This window comes from Chelativorans sp. J32, assembly GCF_000518985.1.
Taxonomy (GTDB): Bacteria; Pseudomonadota; Alphaproteobacteria; order Rhizobiales; family Rhizobiaceae; genus Chelativorans.
Genome location: NZ_JAEQ01000010.1, coordinates 122,474 through 140,695 on the forward strand (window position 1 = coordinate 122,474; position 18,222 = coordinate 140,695).

The 18,222-nt window shown below is 61.0% G+C and carries 15 protein-coding genes; 6 read left to right on the top strand and 9 right to left on the bottom strand.

Features of this window, described 5'->3' with window-relative positions:
* Positions 1 to 16 precede the first annotated feature (16 nt).
* The 4 genes from CHEJ32_RS0114460 to CHEJ32_RS0114475 all read right to left on the bottom strand — a co-directional run bounded on the left by CHEJ32_RS0114460 (position 17) and on the right by CHEJ32_RS0114475 (position 5,218).
* Positions 17 to 1,675, bottom strand: a complete 1,659-nt coding sequence (locus CHEJ32_RS0114460; protein WP_084032821.1) for an ABC transporter ATP-binding protein — start codon at positions 1,673 to 1,675, stop codon at positions 17 to 19.
* Positions 1,672 to 2,520 (bottom strand): ABC transporter permease, encoded by an 849-nt coding sequence (locus tag CHEJ32_RS0114465; RefSeq protein ID WP_051469692.1) that lies wholly within the window; start codon positions 2,518 to 2,520, stop codon positions 1,672 to 1,674. The genes CHEJ32_RS0114460 and CHEJ32_RS0114465 overlap by 4 nt, the downstream gene beginning before the upstream one ends.
* Complete coding sequence (locus CHEJ32_RS0114470; RefSeq protein ID WP_028034426.1) at positions 2,520 to 3,482, bottom strand: ABC transporter permease; 963 nt, start codon at positions 3,480 to 3,482, stop codon at positions 2,520 to 2,522. The genes CHEJ32_RS0114465 and CHEJ32_RS0114470 overlap by 1 nt, the downstream gene beginning before the upstream one ends.
* A gap of 110 nt (positions 3,483 to 3,592) precedes the next feature.
* Complete coding sequence (locus CHEJ32_RS0114475) at positions 3,593 to 5,218, bottom strand: ABC transporter substrate-binding protein (protein WP_245261108.1); 1,626 nt, start codon at positions 5,216 to 5,218, stop codon at positions 3,593 to 3,595.
* Positions 5,219 to 5,416: 198 nt separating this feature from the next.
* Here CHEJ32_RS0114475 and CHEJ32_RS0114480 point away from each other — a divergent pair, with 198 nt between their 5' ends.
* Together CHEJ32_RS0114480 and CHEJ32_RS0114485 are read left to right on the top strand one after the other, a co-directional pair.
* Positions 5,417 to 6,661: a methylaspartate ammonia-lyase gene (locus CHEJ32_RS0114480; RefSeq protein WP_028034428.1), complete on the top strand. Its 1,245-nt coding sequence runs from the start codon at positions 5,417 to 5,419 to the stop codon at positions 6,659 to 6,661.
* A 10-nt stretch (positions 6,662 to 6,671) separates the two neighbouring features.
* Positions 6,672 to 8,111: an aldehyde dehydrogenase family protein gene (locus CHEJ32_RS0114485; RefSeq protein WP_198023872.1), complete on the top strand. Its 1,440-nt coding sequence runs from the start codon at positions 6,672 to 6,674 to the stop codon at positions 8,109 to 8,111.
* A 189-nt stretch (positions 8,112 to 8,300) separates the two neighbouring features.
* On the opposite strand, the gene doeB is transcribed toward CHEJ32_RS0114485, so the two are convergent.
* From doeB to CHEJ32_RS0114505, 4 genes are all read right to left on the bottom strand, one after another.
* On the bottom strand, positions 8,301 to 9,299 hold the full coding sequence (doeB, locus tag CHEJ32_RS0114490; RefSeq protein WP_028034430.1) for a N(2)-acetyl-L-2,4-diaminobutanoate deacetylase DoeB: 999 nt from the start codon (positions 9,297 to 9,299) through the stop codon (positions 8,301 to 8,303).
* A 1-nt stretch (position 9,300) separates the two neighbouring features.
* Positions 9,301 to 10,482: a M24 family metallopeptidase gene (locus CHEJ32_RS0114495; protein WP_028034431.1), complete on the bottom strand. Its 1,182-nt coding sequence runs from the start codon at positions 10,480 to 10,482 to the stop codon at positions 9,301 to 9,303.
* A 25-nt stretch (positions 10,483 to 10,507) separates the two neighbouring features.
* Positions 10,508 to 11,686, bottom strand: a complete 1,179-nt coding sequence (doeA, locus tag CHEJ32_RS0114500; protein WP_028034432.1) for an ectoine hydrolase DoeA — start codon at positions 11,684 to 11,686, stop codon at positions 10,508 to 10,510.
* A 190-nt stretch (positions 11,687 to 11,876) separates the two neighbouring features.
* Positions 11,877 to 13,346 carry an NAD-dependent succinate-semialdehyde dehydrogenase gene (locus CHEJ32_RS0114505; protein ID WP_028034433.1) on the bottom strand — a complete coding sequence of 490 codons (1,470 nt, stop codon included), beginning with the start codon at positions 13,344 to 13,346 and terminating at the stop codon, positions 11,877 to 11,879.
* Positions 13,347 to 13,515: 169 nt separating this feature from the next.
* Here CHEJ32_RS0114505 and CHEJ32_RS0114510 point away from each other — a divergent pair, with 169 nt between their 5' ends.
* From CHEJ32_RS0114510 to CHEJ32_RS0114525, 4 genes are all read left to right on the top strand, one after another.
* Complete coding sequence (locus CHEJ32_RS0114510; RefSeq protein ID WP_028034434.1) at positions 13,516 to 13,854, top strand: tRNA-binding protein; 339 nt, start codon at positions 13,516 to 13,518, stop codon at positions 13,852 to 13,854.
* A gap of 54 nt (positions 13,855 to 13,908) precedes the next feature.
* Positions 13,909 to 14,631 (top strand): haloacid dehalogenase type II, encoded by a 723-nt coding sequence (locus CHEJ32_RS0114515; protein WP_028034435.1) that lies wholly within the window; start codon positions 13,909 to 13,911, stop codon positions 14,629 to 14,631.
* Between the two features lie 225 nt (positions 14,632 to 14,856).
* Entirely contained in the window at positions 14,857 to 16,338 is a 1,482-nt protein-coding gene (locus CHEJ32_RS0114520; protein WP_198023874.1) for an NAD-dependent succinate-semialdehyde dehydrogenase, read from the top strand.
* A gap of 33 nt (positions 16,339 to 16,371) precedes the next feature.
* On the top strand, positions 16,372 to 17,742 hold the full coding sequence (locus CHEJ32_RS0114525; protein ID WP_028034437.1) for an aspartate aminotransferase family protein: 1,371 nt from the start codon (positions 16,372 to 16,374) through the stop codon (positions 17,740 to 17,742).
* Positions 17,743 to 17,837: 95 nt separating this feature from the next.
* Here the strand turns inward: CHEJ32_RS0114525 and CHEJ32_RS0114530 are convergent.
* On the bottom strand, positions 17,838 to 18,222 hold a 385-nt coding region (locus CHEJ32_RS0114530; RefSeq protein WP_028033798.1), incomplete at its 5' end, for an FAD-dependent oxidoreductase.

The window sequence follows — 18,222 nt, forward strand, 5'->3', positions numbered from 1 at the left end:
TTCTGTGTTCGAGAGGCTATAGCCGCGCGACCGCCTCGCGCAGCGCTGGCATGCCCTGCTCGGCTTCCTCGAGCCAGCCGGGCCGTAGCTGTGGGACCGAGCGGATGAGCATCTCGGTGTAGGGTGAAACGGGGGGGTGGGTCAGGTTCTGCGGTGCGGCCTTGGTCACGATGCGGCCGCGATACATCACCATCACCTGGTCACAGATCGCCGAAACGGTTCCGAGATCGTGCGAGATGAACAGCATCGCCAGCCCGAATTCGTGGCGCAGGTCCGTAAGCAGGTTGAGCACCGAGCTTGCGACGATCGTGTCGAGGGCTGAAGTCACTTCGTCGCAAAGGAGCAGCTTCGGTTCAGCGGCGACAGCCCGCGCGAGGTTGACACGCTGCTTCTGCCCGCCCGAAAGCTCTCCGGGCCTGCGGCCCGCCGCAGAACGCGGAATCTGCACAAGATCCATCAGCTCGAAAACGCGCGCGTCACGCCGCGACTTGTCGCCGATATCGTAGAAATCCAGCGGGCGGCGCAGCAATTGATGAATTGTCTGCGCGGGATTGAGCGCGGTGTCGGCCATCTGGAACACCATCTGGACGGCTTGGCGTCGCTCCTTGCTGCGGGCTTTGCCCTGCAAGCCGATGTCCTCGCCCTCGATCGTCATCCGCCCTTTCGACGCCGGATGAATGCCGGCGAGGACCCGCGCCAGCGTGGACTTGCCGGAACCGCTTTCCCCGATGACCCCGACGATTTCGCCCGGCGCGATGTCGAAACTGACATCGTGCACGATGGGGAAGGTGGCGGTGTTGTTCTTTATCGCCCCGTACCCGGCGTTGAGGTCACGGACCTCAACGAGCGGGCGGATGGACGAGGTGTCACCGAGCTTTGCACGTTCGTGCGGTTCGGCTGCCGCAAGCAGTTCGCGCGTATAGGCTGCGCTGGGAGAGGATAGGAGGTGTCCCGTCTCGTCCACTTCCTGAAGAGTGCCGTCTTTGAGAACAGCGATCTTGTCTGCCATCTGCGCGACCACTGCCAGATCGTGCGATACGTAGACGGCTGTCGCATGGTGGTTCTGCACCATCCGCTTGAAAGCACGCAGGACTTCAATCTGCGTGGTCACGTCGAGAGCGGTGGTCGGCTCATCGAGGATGATCAACGCGGGATCGTTCAGCATCGCCATCGCCGCGATCATCCGCTGCAACTGCCCGCCCGAAACCTCGTGCGGATAACGCTCGCCGATCCGGTCCGGATCTGGCAGCCCCAGTTCGGCAAACAGGGCCCTTGCCTTGGCGGCTGCCTCCGGACGCGTCATGGTACCGTGAATGCGCGCGCTCTCGGTGATCTGGTCGATCAGGCGGAATGCCGGGTTGAAGGAGGCGGCGGCGCTCTGCGGGATATAGGCGATCTTGTTGCCACGCAGGTGTCGGCGCTGTTCAAACGTCAGATCCAGCATGTTGGTGCCGTCGACCACAACGGACCCTTTGGTGAAGGAGCAGCCGCTGCGGGCATAGCCCATCATCGAAAGCGCGATCGTGGTCTTTCCGGAACCGGATTCGCCGATCAGGGCAAGAACCTGCCCCTTCTCAAGGGTCAGCTCGATATCCTGAACGATGGGTCTCGGCTTGCCTCCGGCACCGGGGACGCAAATCTCAAGGTTTTTGATTCGCAGAAAAGGCTGGCTCACAGCTCGCTACTCCCAGCTTTTGCCCTATCGCCGATGCTGTCGAGGAAGAGATTGACTGCGAGGGCCAGCGAAACCACGCAAAATGCCGGCAGGAAAGCAGCCGGTGCGCCAAGGCCGACACCTGCGAGGTTTTCGTAGACGAGCGTCCCCCAGTCCACTTCCGGAGGTTGCACGCCAAGGCCCAGGAAGCCGAGGCCGCTGATGAGCAGCATGATGTAGACGAACCGGACGCCGAAATCGGTCAGAACGGGCGGCAGCATGTTGGGCAGCACCTCGCGCAGCATGATGTAGAGCTTGCCCTCGCCACGTGCCCTTGCGGCGGTAACGAAGTCCTGCACCACGATTGTGAGAGCGACGGCGCGCGCGACGCGGTAGATGCCCGGTGTGTACAGAAAGGCGGATGCGCCGATCAGAACCGGAATGGAGCTGCCCAGGCCAGCGACGATCACCAGCGCGAAGATGGTGCTCGGCAGGGAGATCAGCGTATCCATTGCCCGGCTGAGCACTGAATCGACAGCTCCTCCCGATACCGCCGCGAACAGTCCAAGGAAGGTCCCCACGAAGGATGCGATGAGTGTGGCCGTGACCGATATGCCGACAGTGTATCGCGTTCCCACGATGATACGGGAGAGCATATCGCGTCCCATATAGTCGGAGCCTGCCGGAAAACTGGCCGACATCGGTCCGAACACGTCGAAGTCGACGATCCGGCCGGGGGAGTGAGGTGCGATCCATGGCCCGATGATCGCAATCGCAGTCCAGAAAAGGATGATGGCGAGGGAGATTATTGCCGCAGGCGAGAAGCGAAACGCGGAGATCAGACGGTTTTCTGCAGGACTGGACATCAGTGCGCGCGCCCCCTTCGCAGCCTCGGATTGGTGATGATGGCGAAGATGTCGGCAATGGTGACGAGGATGAGATAGCTGGAGCAGAACACCATCGCGCAGGCCTGAACGAGTGGAATGTCCCGCGTAGACACTGCATCCACCATCAGGCGAGCAACCCCCGGATAGTTGAAGATGATCTCGACGAACACCACGCCGCTCAAAAGCGAGTTCAGCGCCAGCGCAGTAGAGTTGAGGATCGGCGCAAGCGCATTCGGCATGGCGTGGCGCAGCACGATTCGGTTGCGGGTGGCACCTTTAAGCGTGCTCATTTCGATATAGGATGATTGCAGCGTGGAGATCAGCGCGGCGCGGATCATGCGCGCCATCTGCGCAACCACGATGAAGACGAGCACACAGACCGGCATCAGCAGTGATTTCATCAAGTCCAGCGTGGAGGCGGCGTTCAGGTTCGCAAGTGCTGGAAGCCATCCTAGATGCACCGCGAACACGAAGACGATCAGTGTCGCAACCATGAATTCCGGTGTCGACATCGCCAGAACCGACGAACCGCTGACCAGCCGGTCGTAGAAACTTCCGCGCCAGATCGCGCTGGTAACGCCGATGAAGAGTGCAACCGGGATGGCAATTGCCGTGGTCAATGCCGCCAGGAACAGCGTATTCGACATGCGGCCCAGCAACTGGTCGATGACCGGCTGTTTGTTGACGAGCGAGATGCCTGCGTCCCCCTGCACCAGCGCTGCCATCCAGCTGAAATAGCGTTGCAGTGGCGGCTGGTCCAAGCCGAGTGCGGAGCGCAGTCCCTCAACGGTTTCTTTGGTGGCGAACTGGCCGAGCGAGGCCGTCGCGGCGTCTCCCGGAAGCAGGTTGGACGCGATGAAAATCAGCGTCGCAACCAGCCAGAGGGTCAGAAACATGACGCCGATCCGCTTAAGGATAAGTTCGGTGATCTTGCCGTTCACGTGGACTCCGTCACTTGGCAAAAAGGCCGGCAACTACTGAGCGCTATAGGTCGATCCATAACGGAAACGTCCCCCGCCGTTGCCGGCGGGGGGAAGACCGGAGGGAACCCTCAAGCCTCGAGCCAGACGCTTTCGGCGAAATTGAAGCCCATCATGTTGCCGGTAGCGATCGGCACCATGCCTTTCAGCTTCGCGCTGTGAGCGTCAAGATTGGAGAAGAAGACCGGAATGCCGGTGCCGCCGGACTCGTGGATCATCACCTGCATGTCCCCATACATCTGTTTACGGCGATCGAAGTCCGGCTCTGCCCTGGCGGCGATCAGCAACTGGTCGAACTGTTCGCTCTTCCACCCGGCCTCGTTCCACGGAGCATCGGACTTGTAGAACAGGGAGAGGACGAGGTCGGCAGTCGGGCGATGGGAGACCGTTCCAAAACCGACCGGCACCTTCATCCAGTAGTTGGACCAGTAACCATCGGAGGGAACACGCTGAAGATCGATCTGGAGCCCGATATCGCGCCCGTCTTCCATCAGCATCGAACCCATCTCAATCGAGGCGCGGGCGGTTTCGGCAACGACCATCGGGATCGGCGTGTTGAGGACACCCGCCTTCTCAAGATGGAACTTGGCCTTTTCCGGATCGAATTCCCGCTGCGGAATATCAGCATTGAAGAATGGATTGGAAGGGTCGATCGGGTGATCGTTGCCCAGCACGGCAAAATCGCGGAACACCGCATTGCGGATCATCGCGCGGTTCATCAGGTATTTCATGCCCAGCGCAAAGTCGGGATTGTTCCCCGGCGCGGCGTCCTGGCGCATGATCAGGTTGCTGTAGGTGCCGCTCTTCGTCTCAAAGAGCACGACGTTGGGATTCGCCTCGATCTGACTGATCGCGCGTGGGTTGATCGTGGTGGTCAGCTGGACGTCGCCGGAGATGAGAGCGTTGAGACGCGCGTTTTCCTCGGGAATGCCGAAGAACTCCACGGCATCGAGGTATGGAAGACCTTCCTTCCAGTAGTTCTCGTTGCGCACGCCGAGAGAGCGCACGCCAGGCGTGAATTCCTCCGCGACAAAGGGGCCGGTGCCGTTCGGCTTGCTGAAATCCGTGGTGCCGTCCTTGACGATCATGAAATGCGGAGTGCTGAGCAGAATGGGAAGGTCGCCATTGGGGCCGACGAGGGTGATCCTCACTTCGTGCGAGCCGGTGGCGGCCACTTCCTTGAACTGGCTGGCAATCGTCATCGCCTTCGTGCCCGTAGCGGGATCGAGGTGGCGGTTCAGCGAGTAGACGACGTCAGCCGACGTAAGCGCCGAGCCGTCGTGGAAGGTGACGCCCTCGCGAATCTTGAAGGTCCAGACAGTGTTCGTGCCGTCCTGGTCCCAGGAGCTTGCAAGCTGCGGCTGAGCCTTCATCTCAGGATCTATGACGGTCAGACCGTTATAGAACATGAACCCGCGTGAATAATCGGTCGAATTGCCGAAAAGGGCAGGATCAGCCGTGTCGGCCGTGGACGACATTGCACCTGCGACGCGCAATGTTCCGCCGCGAACCGGCGTGTTTGCGCGCGCGTTGGTTGCAGCAAGAAGGACATTGCCGGCGACACCACTTGCAAGACCGGCAGCGACAAGCCCCTTGAGCACAGCCCGGCGCGAGGGACCTTCAGAGAGCCTTCGCAAAACGTCCTTTTCCTGGGAAGTGCTGAGGAAACCGAAATTCGGCACAAATATTCTGGACACGGTGGAAGGCTCCCATTCCTGTTGTTGTCGCGGGGTTATCGGATTCTTATTGCTCTAAAGTGAGGCGGGAGCCCCTTAGATGGAAACTGAATCCGCGACCCCAAACAGCAGATCGCGCCGACTCTCGGGGGCTTTGTTATCAATCATGCTGTGGTGCCGCACTTAGGTTGGACGCACAACTGATGGCAGGAGTGCGCCGTGAAAATTGTCGATGCCCTTTTTACCGTCGGAGTCTCGTGCTTCGTACATCAGGACCGCGAAGCCATCCGGCGAGGAGCCAGGCCCAATGGCTATCTTTATGACGGAAACCCCATAATTCCTGGGTTCAGCACGATTACCCAGCCGGCAGGGACGGTCTCGATCCAGCTCCTGCTCGAGGACGGTTCCGTAGCCTTCGGAGACTGCGCCGATGTCATTCTCGCCGGCTATGCCGGCCGCGACCGGCCATTTCTGCCTCATGAACACATGGAGACTCTCACCGGGACCATCCGTGAAAGCCTGCGCGGCAGAACATTGTGCGGCTTCCGTGCCATGGCGCAGGAATATGACGCGATGCAGGTTGGCGGACGTCCGCTGCACATGGCGATCCGCTACGGGCTGTCGCAGGCCCTGCTGCATGCGCATGCGCTGGCCGCACGGGTGACGATGGCCGAGATTGTCGCTTCGGAATATGAAACGGACATTGTTTCCGAGCGGCTGCCGATATTGTCGTCGTGCATGCGCGACAACCATCTCCTGCATGACCGGATGATCCTGAAACGGGCGGACATTCTGCCTCATTCATCCTTCGGGGACATCGATCTGCACATCGGCCGAGACGGCCAGATATTTTTGGACTATGTGCGGAAATTCGCCGGTCGCGTGATGGAAATCGGCGCGGCGGATTATCGCCCCAAGCTGCATTTCGACGTCTATGGCTCGATAGGTTCACTCTTCAACGAGAAGCCGTCGGACGTCGCGGATTATCTTGCTCGCGTCGCCGATGCCGTCGCGCCCTATCACCTGATGATCGAAAGCCCCTTCGTGCTCGACAGCCTCCAGGCGCAAATCGCGGTCTTCGCGGAGTTGAGACAGGAGATGAGGCGCAAGGGTGTGGACTGCACGATCATTGCCGATGAATGGTGCAACACGCTCGACGACATCCGCGCCTGGGGCGAAGCGGAAGCCGTCGACATGGTTCAGATCAAGACGCCAGACCTCGGTTCGATCCACAATTCCATCGAGGCGGTTCTCTACAGCAGATCCGTGGGGATGGGATGCTATCTTGGCGGCACCGCAAACGAAACGCAGCAGTCATCCGTCGTCACCTGCCATGCCGGGCTCGCCACCGGCCCCGATTTCCTGCTCTCCAAGCCTGGCATGGGCGGCGACGAGAGTTTCTCGCTGCAGGTGAACGAGATGCAGCGCACGCTCGATCTCATCTCCTGGCGCCGCTCAGCCTGAAGGAACCATCATGATCCCTAATACCGACCGCATTTACATCGAAGGCGCATGGGTGCCTTCCGCTTCCAGCGAGACGCTGCCCGTCATTAACCCTGCCACCATGGAAGAGATCGCCCGCATTCCGTCGGGAGTGGCCGAAGACGTCGATCGCGCTGTCGACGCAGCGGTGCGCGCGCAGGAGAGCTGGGGCTTCAGCACCCTTAAGGAGCGGGCGGAACTGCTTCAGAACATTCTCGCCGTCTACAAGAGGCGGTTTGACGATTTCGCAGACGTGATGCGCGCCGAAATCGGCACACCTGTTCGGCAGGCGCGCGATGTCCAGGCTTTTCTCGGCGTGGCACATCTGGAGAAGCTGCTTGAAGTGTTGCCTGCCTATCCGTTCGAGGAGAAAAAGGGCACGACGCTCATCATGCGGGATCCTATCGGCGTTTGCGGGCTCATCACGCCCTGGAACGTGCCGATCAATCAGATTGCAACAAAAGTCTACCCCGCGCTCGCCGCGGGCTGCTCGATGGTTCTGAAGCCGTCGGAAGTGGCGCCTCTGAACGCGATCCTTTTCGCCGAGGTGCTACACGAGGCCGGAGTGCCGGCGGGCGTCTTCAATCTTGTGCATGGCTTGGGTGAGCCGGTGGGCGCACGCATCAGTGCTCACCCGGATATCACGATGGTCTCCTTCACCGGCTCCACGAGAGCCGGCATTGCCATTGCCGAAGCGGCTGCAAAAACGGTCAAACGCGTGGCCCAGGAGCTCGGCGGGAAATCCGCCAACATCCTGCTTGACGATGCCAATTTTCCGGAAGCTGTACGCAAGGGGGTATTGTCCTGCTTCGCCAATACGGGGCAGGCCTGTTCCTCGCCGACGCGCATGCTGGTTCCGGAGCAGCGCCTCGCGGAGGTTTGCGAAATCGCGGCCGCGACAGCGGCTTCCGTCCGGGTTGGTGATCCCCTGTCGGAAGAGACGGATATGGGACCGCTGGTTTCGACTGCTCAGTATGAGCGCGTGCAGAAGATGATCGAGATCGGCATCACCGAGGGAGCACGGCTTGTGGCGGGTGGCATGGGACGGCCGGAGAATTTGCCGGCCCATCTTGCCGGTGGCTGCTTTGTGAAGCCGACAGTCTTCGCCGAGGTCTCTCCCGACATAACCATCGCGCGCGAGGAAATCTTCGGGCCGGTTCTTTCGATCATCACTTACAAGACCGAGGAAGAAGCGGTCCGGATCGCCAATTCCACCATTTACGGCCTTGCTGCCTATGTTCAGTCAGGTGACATCGAGCGTGCCCGGCGCGTGGCCCGCAGGCTGCAGGCCGGTCGCGTGCATATCAATTACCCGGAACTTGACCGACTTGCGCCGTTCGGCGGCTTCAAACAGTCGGGCAATGGCCGCGAGAATGGAAAATACGGCATAGACGAGTTCGTCGAACTCAAGGCTCTGATCGGTCACGGCTGACAGGCAAGACCAAGCCTTGTCTATCGTACCGCCGGAAACGAGAGTTTCCGGCGGTTTCTCTTACAGCATAGGCATGATGCGTGGTTTCATCACTTTCAGCGTCCTTTGTGCGTCCGAATGGACGCACGGCGCTGTAGAGCATGATCCCCGAAAGGTCGCAGACTTTTAGGATAAGATCACGCGGCCAGATCAGCCGTCGCTTTCGATCGTCGCAACGACCGCAAGATTGTCGCCCATTCGAGCAATGCATGATTGCAGCTTGCCGGCCAGAATGCCGTCATGCGGTGCGACATAGACCTTCGGTTCAAGCCCGGTGGCGTGGATCGGGTGGATCGACATTAGGGGCTGCCCCTTCAGGACGCGCTCGCCGAGTCCGACATGAGGTTCGACCAGGCCCGGGCTGTCGCAGAAAAGGAAGCACCCGTCCCTTTCCATCGAAAGCCAGATGCTCTCGCGATGGACGATCTCGCCCTTCAGGATACCCGAGTGGATCAGCAGGTTACGAGCGCCGGTTTTCGCATAAGACACGGTTTCGGGCGTTGCCGTGCCACCACCGCGCAGCTCGGTGGTCACGAAGATCTTGCCCATCTCTTCCGCCGCGGTGTCGTACATCCCGTTGGCGTCGATCTCGCGCATCCGCATTGCATAAGGCGCGCCGAACGCCCTAACACCCGCAAAGCAGGCCGCTTCCTGCTTCGGATCCGGGAGAATATGGGCCGCAGCGAAAGGAAGCAGATCCATCGTGCGTCCGCCGGAATGGAAATCGAGCACCACGTCGGCCAGTGGCAGCAGATAGCGTTGGAAATAGTCGGCGATCTTCTGCGTCACGGTGCCGGCCGGGTCGCCGGGAAACGATCTGTTCATATTGACGCCGTCGATGGGCGAGCAGCGGCGGTTGGCCTGAAAGGCGGGAAAATTCATCGCCGGCACGATGATGACACGCCCGGTCACTTCCGCGGGTTCAAGCTGGCGCGCCATGTCCCAGAGGGCGATCGGTCCCTCGAATTCGTCACCGTGATTGCCGCCTGTCAGAAGCGCGGTCGGTCCATCGCCGTTCTTGATCACGGTGATCGGGATCATGATCGATCCCCACGCAGCTTCGTCATGACTATGCGGCAGTCGCAAGTGGCCGTGCCGCTTCCCATCTGCTTCAAGGTCGATGGTCAGGGTTATGGGGGAGGGGCGCATGTCAGTCTTTCACGAACAGTTGGCGCGGTACATCGGCAAGAAGCTCATAGCCGGTTTCGGTGATCAGAACGGTTTCCGTGCATTCGAAGCCCATATCCTGAAGCCACAGTCCGGTCATGAAGTGGAACGTCATGCCTGGCTTCAGTTCGGTCTTGTCGCCCGGCCGGATCGACAGCGTCCGCTCGCCCCAGTCCGGCGGATAGGACAGGCCAACGGCATAGCCGGAGCGCGATGTCTTCTTGATGCCGTATTTCGCCAGGATGCCCAAATATGCGTTGGCGATGTCCTCGCAGAGCGCGCCGGGCTTTGCCAGGGCAAGGCCTGCCTCCATGCCTTCCAATGTCGCCTTCTCGGCATCGAGGAACGCCTGCGTCGGCTTGCCCAGATAGATCGTGCGGCACAGGGGGACGTGGTAGCGTTTGTAGGTGCCGGCGAACTCGAAGAAGGTTCCCTCATCGGCCTTCATCGGCTTGTCGTCCCATGTCAGGTGCGGCGCAGAGCAGTCCGCTCCCGAGGGGATGATCGGCATGAAAGCGGAGTAGTCGCCCGAATATCCCTCGACGCCTGCCGTGAGGGCGTGAAACAGTTCGCCTGCCACTTCGTTCTTGCGGATGCCCGGGCGAACGACCTCATACATGCGCTTGTGCGCTGCCGAGACGATCTTTCCGGCAATGCGCATATATTCGATTTCCTGTGCGCTTTTCACGCCGCGCAGCCAGTTCACCATGCCGGTGACGTCGACGAAGCGCTCGTCGCCCAGCGCACCGCGCAGCAGCATGTCCTGCTTGGCGCTGTAGAAATAATTGTCCATCTCCACGCCGATGCGGCCCTTGTCGAGGCCCAGCCCCTGCATTACGCCCAGGAGATGGTCGTATGGGTGACGCTCGCCGCTTTGGACATAGCTTTCCGGGTAATAATGTATCTGGCTGTCGGGAAGCCACGTGGTCAGCCGGGCTCCCGGCGCGTCCATCTTGCGGCCGTACCAGACAGGGTCGCCTTCCAATCCAAGAAGGACGCATTGCGGGACATAGGAAGACCAGCCGTCATAGCCGGTAAGCCAATTCATGTTGGACGGATCGGAAGCGATCAGGACGTCAACACCGGCCTTCTGCATCGCCTCGCGAGTGCGGCGAACGCGGTCGTCATATTCCGATTGGGAAAAGTTGGGTTGTGCTGCGGGCATCTTGCAACGATCTCCGGTGCGCCGGTTACTTGACAAAGAGCTGGCGCGGGACTTTCGACAACGTCTCGTGGCCTGTTTCTGTGATGGCGATGGTTTCGGTGATCTCCAGCCCCATGTCCTCCAGCCACAGCCCCGTCATGAAATGGAAGGTCATGCCGGGCTTGAGCACGGTCCGGTCGCCCAGCCGCAGGCTGGCCGTGCGTTCGCCCCAATCGGGCTGGTAGCTGATGCCGACGCCGTAACCGGTGCGGCTGTCCTTGTGGATGCCGTAACGGGCCAGCACCGCGAAATAGGCGCGTGCGATGTCTTCGCAGGTGTTGCCGGGCTTTGCGGCTTCAAGACCCGCCTCCAACCCTTCGAGCGTCGCCTTTTCCGCATCCAGGAACGCTTGGCTGGGCTTGCCGAGAAACAGCGTGCGCGACGTGGGCGTGTGGTAGCGGCGGTAGCAGCCCGCGATCTCGAAAAAGGTCCCCTCACCGGCCTTGAGGGGCGTTTCGTCCCATGTCAGGTGTGGCGCTGCGGCTGCGGCCCCGGAAGCCATCAGAGGCACGACCGCCGGGTAGTCGCCCCCCGCGTCTTCGAGCCCGTAGAGACCGGTGCGATAGATTTCCGCGGCGATGACATTCTTCGGCACGCCGACATCGGCGACCCTCAGGATTGCCTTGTGCATCTCTTCGACGATGCGGCCAGCCTTGCGCATATAGTCGAGTTCGGTCGGCGACTTCTCGCCCCGCAGCCAGTTGACGAGGAGCGTCGCATCCTGAAAGCGGGCATTGGACAGGCCTGACTTGACTGCGCGGAAGGCGGCAGCCGAGACGTAATAATTGTCCATTTCGATGCCGATCGTGCCCCGGTTCAGGCCGCGATCGGCCATCATCTGCGCCAGGGACGTCATCGGGTGCAGATCGGGATTCTGCACATAGTAATCCGGATACGACAGGACCTGCTCGTCGGCCAGATAGACGGTGCGGACCGCGCCGGCGGCATCCATTTCCCGGCCATACCAGAACATCTCGCCCTCGCTTGGAACGACGACGCACTGGTGTGTATAGAAGGACCAGCCGTCATACCCCGACAGCCAATTCATGTTCGACGGATCGATGACGATCAGCGTGTCGATGCCGCGCCTGGCCATTTCGGCCCGGGTCCGGGTCAATCGCCGGGCATATTCCTCTGGCGTAAAGTTCAAACTCTGCGCGGGCACCTGCAGCCTCCTCCTTGCGGAATATCGTTTCTCTCGTGTCTCGCGCGGCTCAGGCACGAGTGCCCTCCCTGCGGAGTGAAGACGCTAGCAACGACAAACCGCGTTGTCCGCCGATATCGTGGCTTCTCACCGCATTATGACGCGCTGGCGCAGGCCTCGGCAGAATGTTGTGCTGCGGCCGCCACAGACATCAGATTCCCGCCATGTGCAGCGTCTTCATTTCGAGGAATTCTTCTATGCCGTGGCGCGAGCCTTCGCGGCCGAGCCCCGATTCCTTGATGCCGCCGAACGGGGAGACTTCGGTGGCGATCGTTCCCGTGTTGAGAGCCACCATGCCGACCTCCAGTGCCTCGCCCACACGGAAGCTGCGTGCCAGATCGCGGGTGAACACATAGGCGGCGAGACCATAGGGCGTTGCATTGGCCGCAGCCACGACTTCGGCCTCGTCGCTGAAGCGGAACAGCGGCGCGACGGGTCCGAAGGTCTCCTCATGCGCCAGCTGCATATCTTGGGTGGCGCCGGAAAGAACCGTCGGCTGAAAGAAATGGCCGCCGCGTTCGTGACGCGCTCCGCCGCACAGCACTTCCGCCCCCTTTAGGACTGCATCGGAGACATGGGCCTGTGCCTTGGCGACTGCCGCCTCGTTGATCAGCGGGCCAATTCTTGCGCCTTCGGTGAACCCATCGCCGATCGTCAGTTCAGCGACCTTCTCAACAAGCCTGGCGGCGAAGCGCTCATAAATGCCGTCTTGAACATAGATGCGGTTCGCGCAGACGCAGGTCTGGCCGGCATTGCGGAACTTGCTGGCAATGGTGCCTTCCACGGCGATATCGAGATCGGCGTCATCGAACACGATTACGGGTGCATTGCCCCCCAGTTCGAGGCTCAGCCGCTTCACGGTATCGGCACATTGGCGCATCAGTATCTTGCCGACGCGCGTGGACCCGGTGAAGGACAGCTTGCGCACGATAGGGCTTTCGCACAGGGTCTTGCCGATCGTCGCCGCATCGCCGGTGACCACGTTGAGCACGCCAGCCGGGATGCCGGCCATTTCCGCCAGCCTGGCGAGGGCGAGGGCGGAGAACGGCGTAAGTTCGGCTGGCTTGACGACCATGGTGCAGCCGGCCGCCAGTGCGGGGCCCGCCTTGCGGGTGATCATCGCGATCGGGAAGTTCCAAGGTGTGATCGCGGCGGTGACGCCGACCGGCTGGCGGATCACCAGTATGCGCCGGTCCGCGGTCTGGCCGGGTATGGTTTCTCCATAGATCCGCCTGGCTTCTTCGGCGAACCATTTCAGGAATGACGCCCCATAGGCGACCTCGCCGTCGGCTTCCGCGAGCGGCTTACCCTGTTCGGCAGTCATGATCGCGGCGAGATCTGCGCGATGCGCTATCATGAGATCGTGCCATCGCATCACCCGTTCTGCTCGCTCGCCCGCAGCCAATGCTGCCCAGGCAGGGAATGCTGCTTGGGCTGCAGCGATGGCGCGTTCCGTTTCAACCGCGCTGCAATCCGGTATCCGGCCGACGAGTTCGCCAGTGGCGGGATCGGTTACGTCGATCGTTGCGCCATTGTCGGCATCGGTCCATTCCGCCCCGATACGGACACGCTCGATCAGCAGGGAGGGGTCTTGGAGGCGATCACGTAGATGGGGACGCATGGCGGGCTCCGGGTCTGGCGAAGTTCGCCTGAAGCCTGCCCCTGCGCCTACGGCATTTCCTGCCAATGACGAGGGCGGCTCGCCTCAGTCCTTATCGAATTCGAGCCGTGAACGGCATCCTGTGCCGGTTCAGGTAGGTAGGGTTTCGGGGAGACGGAGTAGGAATCCCATGATCAAGCCAGAAATCGTCTATGATGACTTTGCCAAGGTCGACATTCGCATAGGGCGTATCACCGAGGTGCAGCCATTCCCCCGTGCGCGCAATCCGTCGTACAAGGTGGCCGTCTCCTTCGCGGATCTAGGGGTGCGCTGGTCGAGCGCGCAGATCACGTCCTATACGCCCGAGGAGCTCGTCGGCCGGCAGGTGGTCTGCGTCGTAAACATGCCGCCTAGAAACATTGCGGGCTTCAAGTCCGAGATTCTGATACTTGGCGCTCATAATCAGAGCGGGCGGGTGATTCTGCTGACACCTCAGGCGGAAGTTATCGAGAGCGGGCAGGTTTTCTGACCCTTACAGCTGGAAGCGGGCTATCCGCGCCCGCACAGAAAATGGAACAGTGATATGAAACTGATGGATTTCAAGGTTCTGACCTTTGACTGCTACGGGACGCTGATCGACTGGGAAACCGGCATGGTCGAAGGTCTGCGCCCGCTGACCGAGCGCGTCGGGCGGCCGCTTTCGCGCAACGAAATTCTCGAAGCGCATGCACGGCATGAATCCTCGCAGCAGAAATGGACGCCGGCGATGCCCTATCGCGATCTGCTGGCCATCGTCTACAAGCGCTTGGCCGAGGAGTGGGGTGTCAGCGTTACCACGGAAGATTGCGAAACCTACGGTTCCAGCGTCCAGTTGTGGCCTGCTTTCCCCGATAGCGCCGGTGCGCTCCAGTACCTGAAGAAGCACTACAAGCTGGTCATTCTTTCCAACGTCGACAACCGCTCCTTCGCGCATTCGAACCGCAAGCTCGAAGTGGAGTTCGACGCGGTCTATACGGCCGAGGACATTGGCTCCTACAAGCCTTCGGACCGCAATTTCGACTACATGGTCGAAAAGCTTGCCGGATTGGGCTTCCAGAAATCGGACATCCTGCATACGGCGGAATCGCTGTTTCACGATCACGGCCCGGCAAACCGCCATGGCCTTGCCTCGTGCTGGATCTACCGCCGCTACAACCAGGACGGTTTCGGCGCCACCATGCATCCAGGCGACATGCCGAAATACAATTTCCGCTTCAACAGCATGGCGGATCTGGTCAAGGCGCATCAGGAAGAGCTGCGCGGCTGAAAACACGCCGCCGTGATTTCCTGAGACTGCGGATCCCCCTGTCCAGGACAGGGGGATTTTTTGTTGGGCGGCGAGCAGGCCGCAGGTGAATTTGCTGTTATCCCTGCCTTCGACAAGGCAGGTCGTCGGAAATGATCCCCTACTTCGGCAGCCTGAACTGCGGTGACGCCTCTAGACTGGAGACCTCTCCACATAAACGGCGGATCGCGCGTGAATAAACTGACCATGATTTCCGACACAGCCATTTCATCGCTCGCGGAAAAGCTTGACGATCCGGAGCTGTTTTCGCAACTCGCTCATATCGGCAACGAAGCCGTTGCAGGATCGGATGGGCAGACCCGTATTGTTACGGATCCCGCCTCAGGCATCGCCATCGGTTCGGTGGCCGCGCTCGGTTCACGTGAAGCGGCGATGGCTGTCGACGTCGCGGCGGCCGCTTTCCCGAATTGGGCCGGTCTTCTCGCGCATGAAAGGGCCGCTTACCTGTGCCGCTGGCACGATCTCATCATCTCGGCGCGCGAAGATCTCGCCCGCATCATGGTGGCAGAACAGGGCAAGCCGATCTCCGAGGCGCGAGGCGAGATCGATTACGCTGCTGATTTCGTCGCCTTCTATGCCGAGGAAGCCAAGCGGTTGAACATGGAGTCCATCACCTCCCATCTTCCGGACGCGGAGATGGAGGTCCGGCGCGAGCCACTGGGCGTTGCGGCCCTGATCACGCCATGGAATTTTCCCTCGGCGATGATCACCCGCAAAGCCGCAGCCGCGCTTGCGGCAGGCTGCACCTGTGTCGTGCATCCCTCCGCCGAGACCCCGTTCTCGGCAACTGCTCTCGCCGTGCTTGCAAGGCGTGTTGGCTTTCCGGCAGGCGTGTTCAACGTTGTGACCGGCGATGCGGCTACCGTGGTCGGCGCGTGGACACGGGATGCGCGCGTCCGCGTGCTTTCCTTCACCGGCTCCACCGATATCGGTCGTCTGCTTTATCGGCAGTCTGCGGACACCGTAAAGCGCCTGGCATTGGAACTCGGCGGCCATGCCCCCTTCATCGTCTTTGCGGATTCCGATTTGGATCGCGCTGTTCGCGAGGCAATCAAGGCCAAGTTCGCGACATCGGGGCAGGATTGCCTTGGGGCGAACCGATTCTTCATCCAGAGAGCCGTTTATGACGAGTTCTGCACGCGTTTTGCCGCCGCCACCGCTTCTCTTACGGTCGGATGCGGTATGGACGATCCCGACATCGGTCCGCTGATGAACGAGCGCGCGCTGGCGAAGCAGGTCGCGCATGTCGAAGATGCGCTGGCGCGAGGCGCGAGATGTCTCACAGGTGGTGCGCGGCATCCGGCCGGCCCGCTCTTCTTCCAGCCGACCGTGCTCGCGGACGTGCCGGCGGATGCTGCGATCATGCATGAGGAAACCTTCGGACCGGTCGCGCCCCTTGCGGCTTTCGACACCGAGGAGGAAGTAACGGCGACGGCCAATTCAACGGAATACGGCCTGGTGGCCTATGTCCACACACGCGATGCCGCCCGTATGGCGCGGATGGGACGCGCGCTGGAATATGGCATGGTGGCCATTAACCGCACCAAGATCACCGGAGCGCCGATCCCGTTTGGCGGCTTCAAGCAGTCGGGACTTGCTCGCGAGGGCTCCCGCCTCGGGCTCGAAGCCTTTACAGAAGTGAAGTATCTCTGCCGTCACGTGGCGTGACGGTCCGCAAGACGACGAAAGGGAATATCCGCAATGCTGACGAATGATCAACTGAGCCAATGGGATCGCAATGCGTTCTTCCACCCTTCCACCCATCTGGCGCAGCACGCGCGCGGCGAAACCCCGAGCCGCATCGTCACGGGCGGCAAGGGAGTCTATATCGAGGACCGCGATGGCAATAAGCTGCTTGATGCCTTCGCCGGCCTTTACTGCGTGAATGTTGGCTATGGCCGGACCGAGATCACCGATGCGATTGCGGAGCAGGCGCGCGAACTCGCCTATTACCACGCCTATGTCGGACACGGCACGGAAGCTTCGATCACGCTTGCCCAGATGATCATCGACCGGGCGCCCAAAGGCATGAGCAAGGTCTATTTCGGCCTGGGCGGTTCGGATGCAAACGAGACCAATGTCAAGCTTGTCTGGTACTATAACAACATTCTAGGCCGCCCGGAAAAGAAGAAGATCATTTCGCGTTGGCGCGGCTATCACGGATCGGGGCTCATGACCGGCTCTCTCACCGGTCTGGCTGGCTTCCACGCCAAGTTCGACCTGCCTCTTCCCTATGTTGTTCACACCGAGGCGCCCTATTATCTGCGTCGTCCCGACGCCTCGATGGACGAAGCGGCCTTCGTTGCGCACTGCGTGGCCGAATTGGAAGCCCTGATCGAGCGTGAAGGCGCGGACACCATCGCAGCCTTCATAGGCGAACCCGTTCTCGGCACGGGCGGCATCGTTCCTCCGCCAGCAGGTTATTGGGAGGCCATTCAGTCCGTTCTCGAGCGTCATGACATCCTTCTCATCGCAGACGAGGTTGTGACCGGCTTCGGGCGTCTCGGCAGCATGTTCGGTTCCGACCATTACGGCATCCGGCCCGACATCATCACGATCGCCAAGGGGCTGACATCGGCCTATGCGCCGCTGTCCGGGTCGATCGTGGGCGATAGGGTGTGGAAGGTACTCGAGCAGGGGACCGACGAAAATGGTCCGATCGGACACGGCTGGACCTATTCGGCGCATCCGCTCTGCACGGCTGCCGGTGTTGCCAATCTGAAACTGGTCGACAGCCTGAACCTGGTGCAGAACGCCGCCGAAACCGGCGCATATTTCCTAAAATCCATGCGTGAGGCGCTCGGCGGTCACGCCAATGTCGCAGAAGTCCGCGGGGAAGGTATGTTGTGCGCGGTCGAGCTGGCGAAGGATCCCGGCAACCGTGTCTTCTTCAGCGCAGATGAAAAGGTCGGTCCGAGGGTTGCTGCCGAAATGCTGAAGCAGGGCGTTATCACGCGCGCCATGCCGCAAGGCGACATTCTCGGCTTTGCGCCTCCGCTCTGCCTGACCCGCGAAGAGGCCGACATCGTGGTTGCCGCGACGGCGAAGGCCGTTAGCACCGTTCTTGGCTGATCGTACCCAAAGCAAATCGACGAAAAAACAAATGGCCCTTCGGGGCCATTTGGATTCAGACCGATAGAAACCGGTACTGGGAGCGGGTTCTCCCTTCAAACATATCTTGCGATGGCGAGATCCGTCGCATCGATGTCGGGTTTGCGGCCGCTGACGAGATCGCTGATGAGGCGCGCCGAGCCGGCGCTCATCGTCCATCCGAGCGTGCCATGGCCGGTGTTGAGGAAGAGGCCTTCGATTTTCGTCGGGCCGATGACCGGCGTCCCGTCCGGCGTCATCGGTCTCAGCCCCGACCAGAAGGAGGCCTTTGCGGCATCNCCGCCGGGAAAGAGATCCATGACGGAATGCTCCAGCGTGCGCCGCCGCGCCAGGCCCAGATCGTTGGTGTAGCCGGAAATCTCCGCCATGCCGCCGACGCGGATGCGGTCGCCGAGCCGGGTGATCGCGATCTTGTAGGTTTCGTCCATGACGGTCGATTCC

Bases quoted from the DNA above. Each gene is read 5' to 3' on its own strand.
- CHEJ32_RS0114465 (WP_051469692.1), bottom strand. From the start codon at position 2,520: ATGTCCAGTCCTGCAGAAAACCGTCTGATCTCCGCGTTTCGCTTCTCG.
- CHEJ32_RS0114515 (WP_028034435.1), top strand. From the start codon at position 13,909: ATGAAACTGATGGATTTCAAGGTTCTGACCTTTGACTGCTACGGGACG.
- CHEJ32_RS0114495 (WP_028034431.1), bottom strand. From the start codon at position 10,482: ATGCCCGCAGCACAACCCAACTTTTCCCAATCGGAATATGACGACCGC.
- CHEJ32_RS0114525 (WP_028034437.1), top strand. From the start codon at position 16,372: ATGCTGACGAATGATCAACTGAGCCAATGGGATCGCAATGCGTTCTTC.
- CHEJ32_RS0114510 (WP_028034434.1), top strand. From the start codon at position 13,516: ATGATCAAGCCAGAAATCGTCTATGATGACTTTGCCAAGGTCGACATT.
- doeB (WP_028034430.1), bottom strand. From the start codon at position 9,299: ATGCGCCCCTCCCCCATAACCCTGACCATCGACCTTGAAGCAGATGGG.
- CHEJ32_RS0114505 (WP_028034433.1), bottom strand. From the start codon at position 13,346: ATGCGTCCCCATCTACGTGATCGCCTCCAAGACCCCTCCCTGCTGATC.
- CHEJ32_RS0114485 (WP_198023872.1), top strand. From the start codon at position 6,672: ATGATCCCTAATACCGACCGCATTTACATCGAAGGCGCATGGGTGCCT.
- CHEJ32_RS0114520 (WP_198023874.1), top strand. From the start codon at position 14,857: ATGATTTCCGACACAGCCATTTCATCGCTCGCGGAAAAGCTTGACGAT.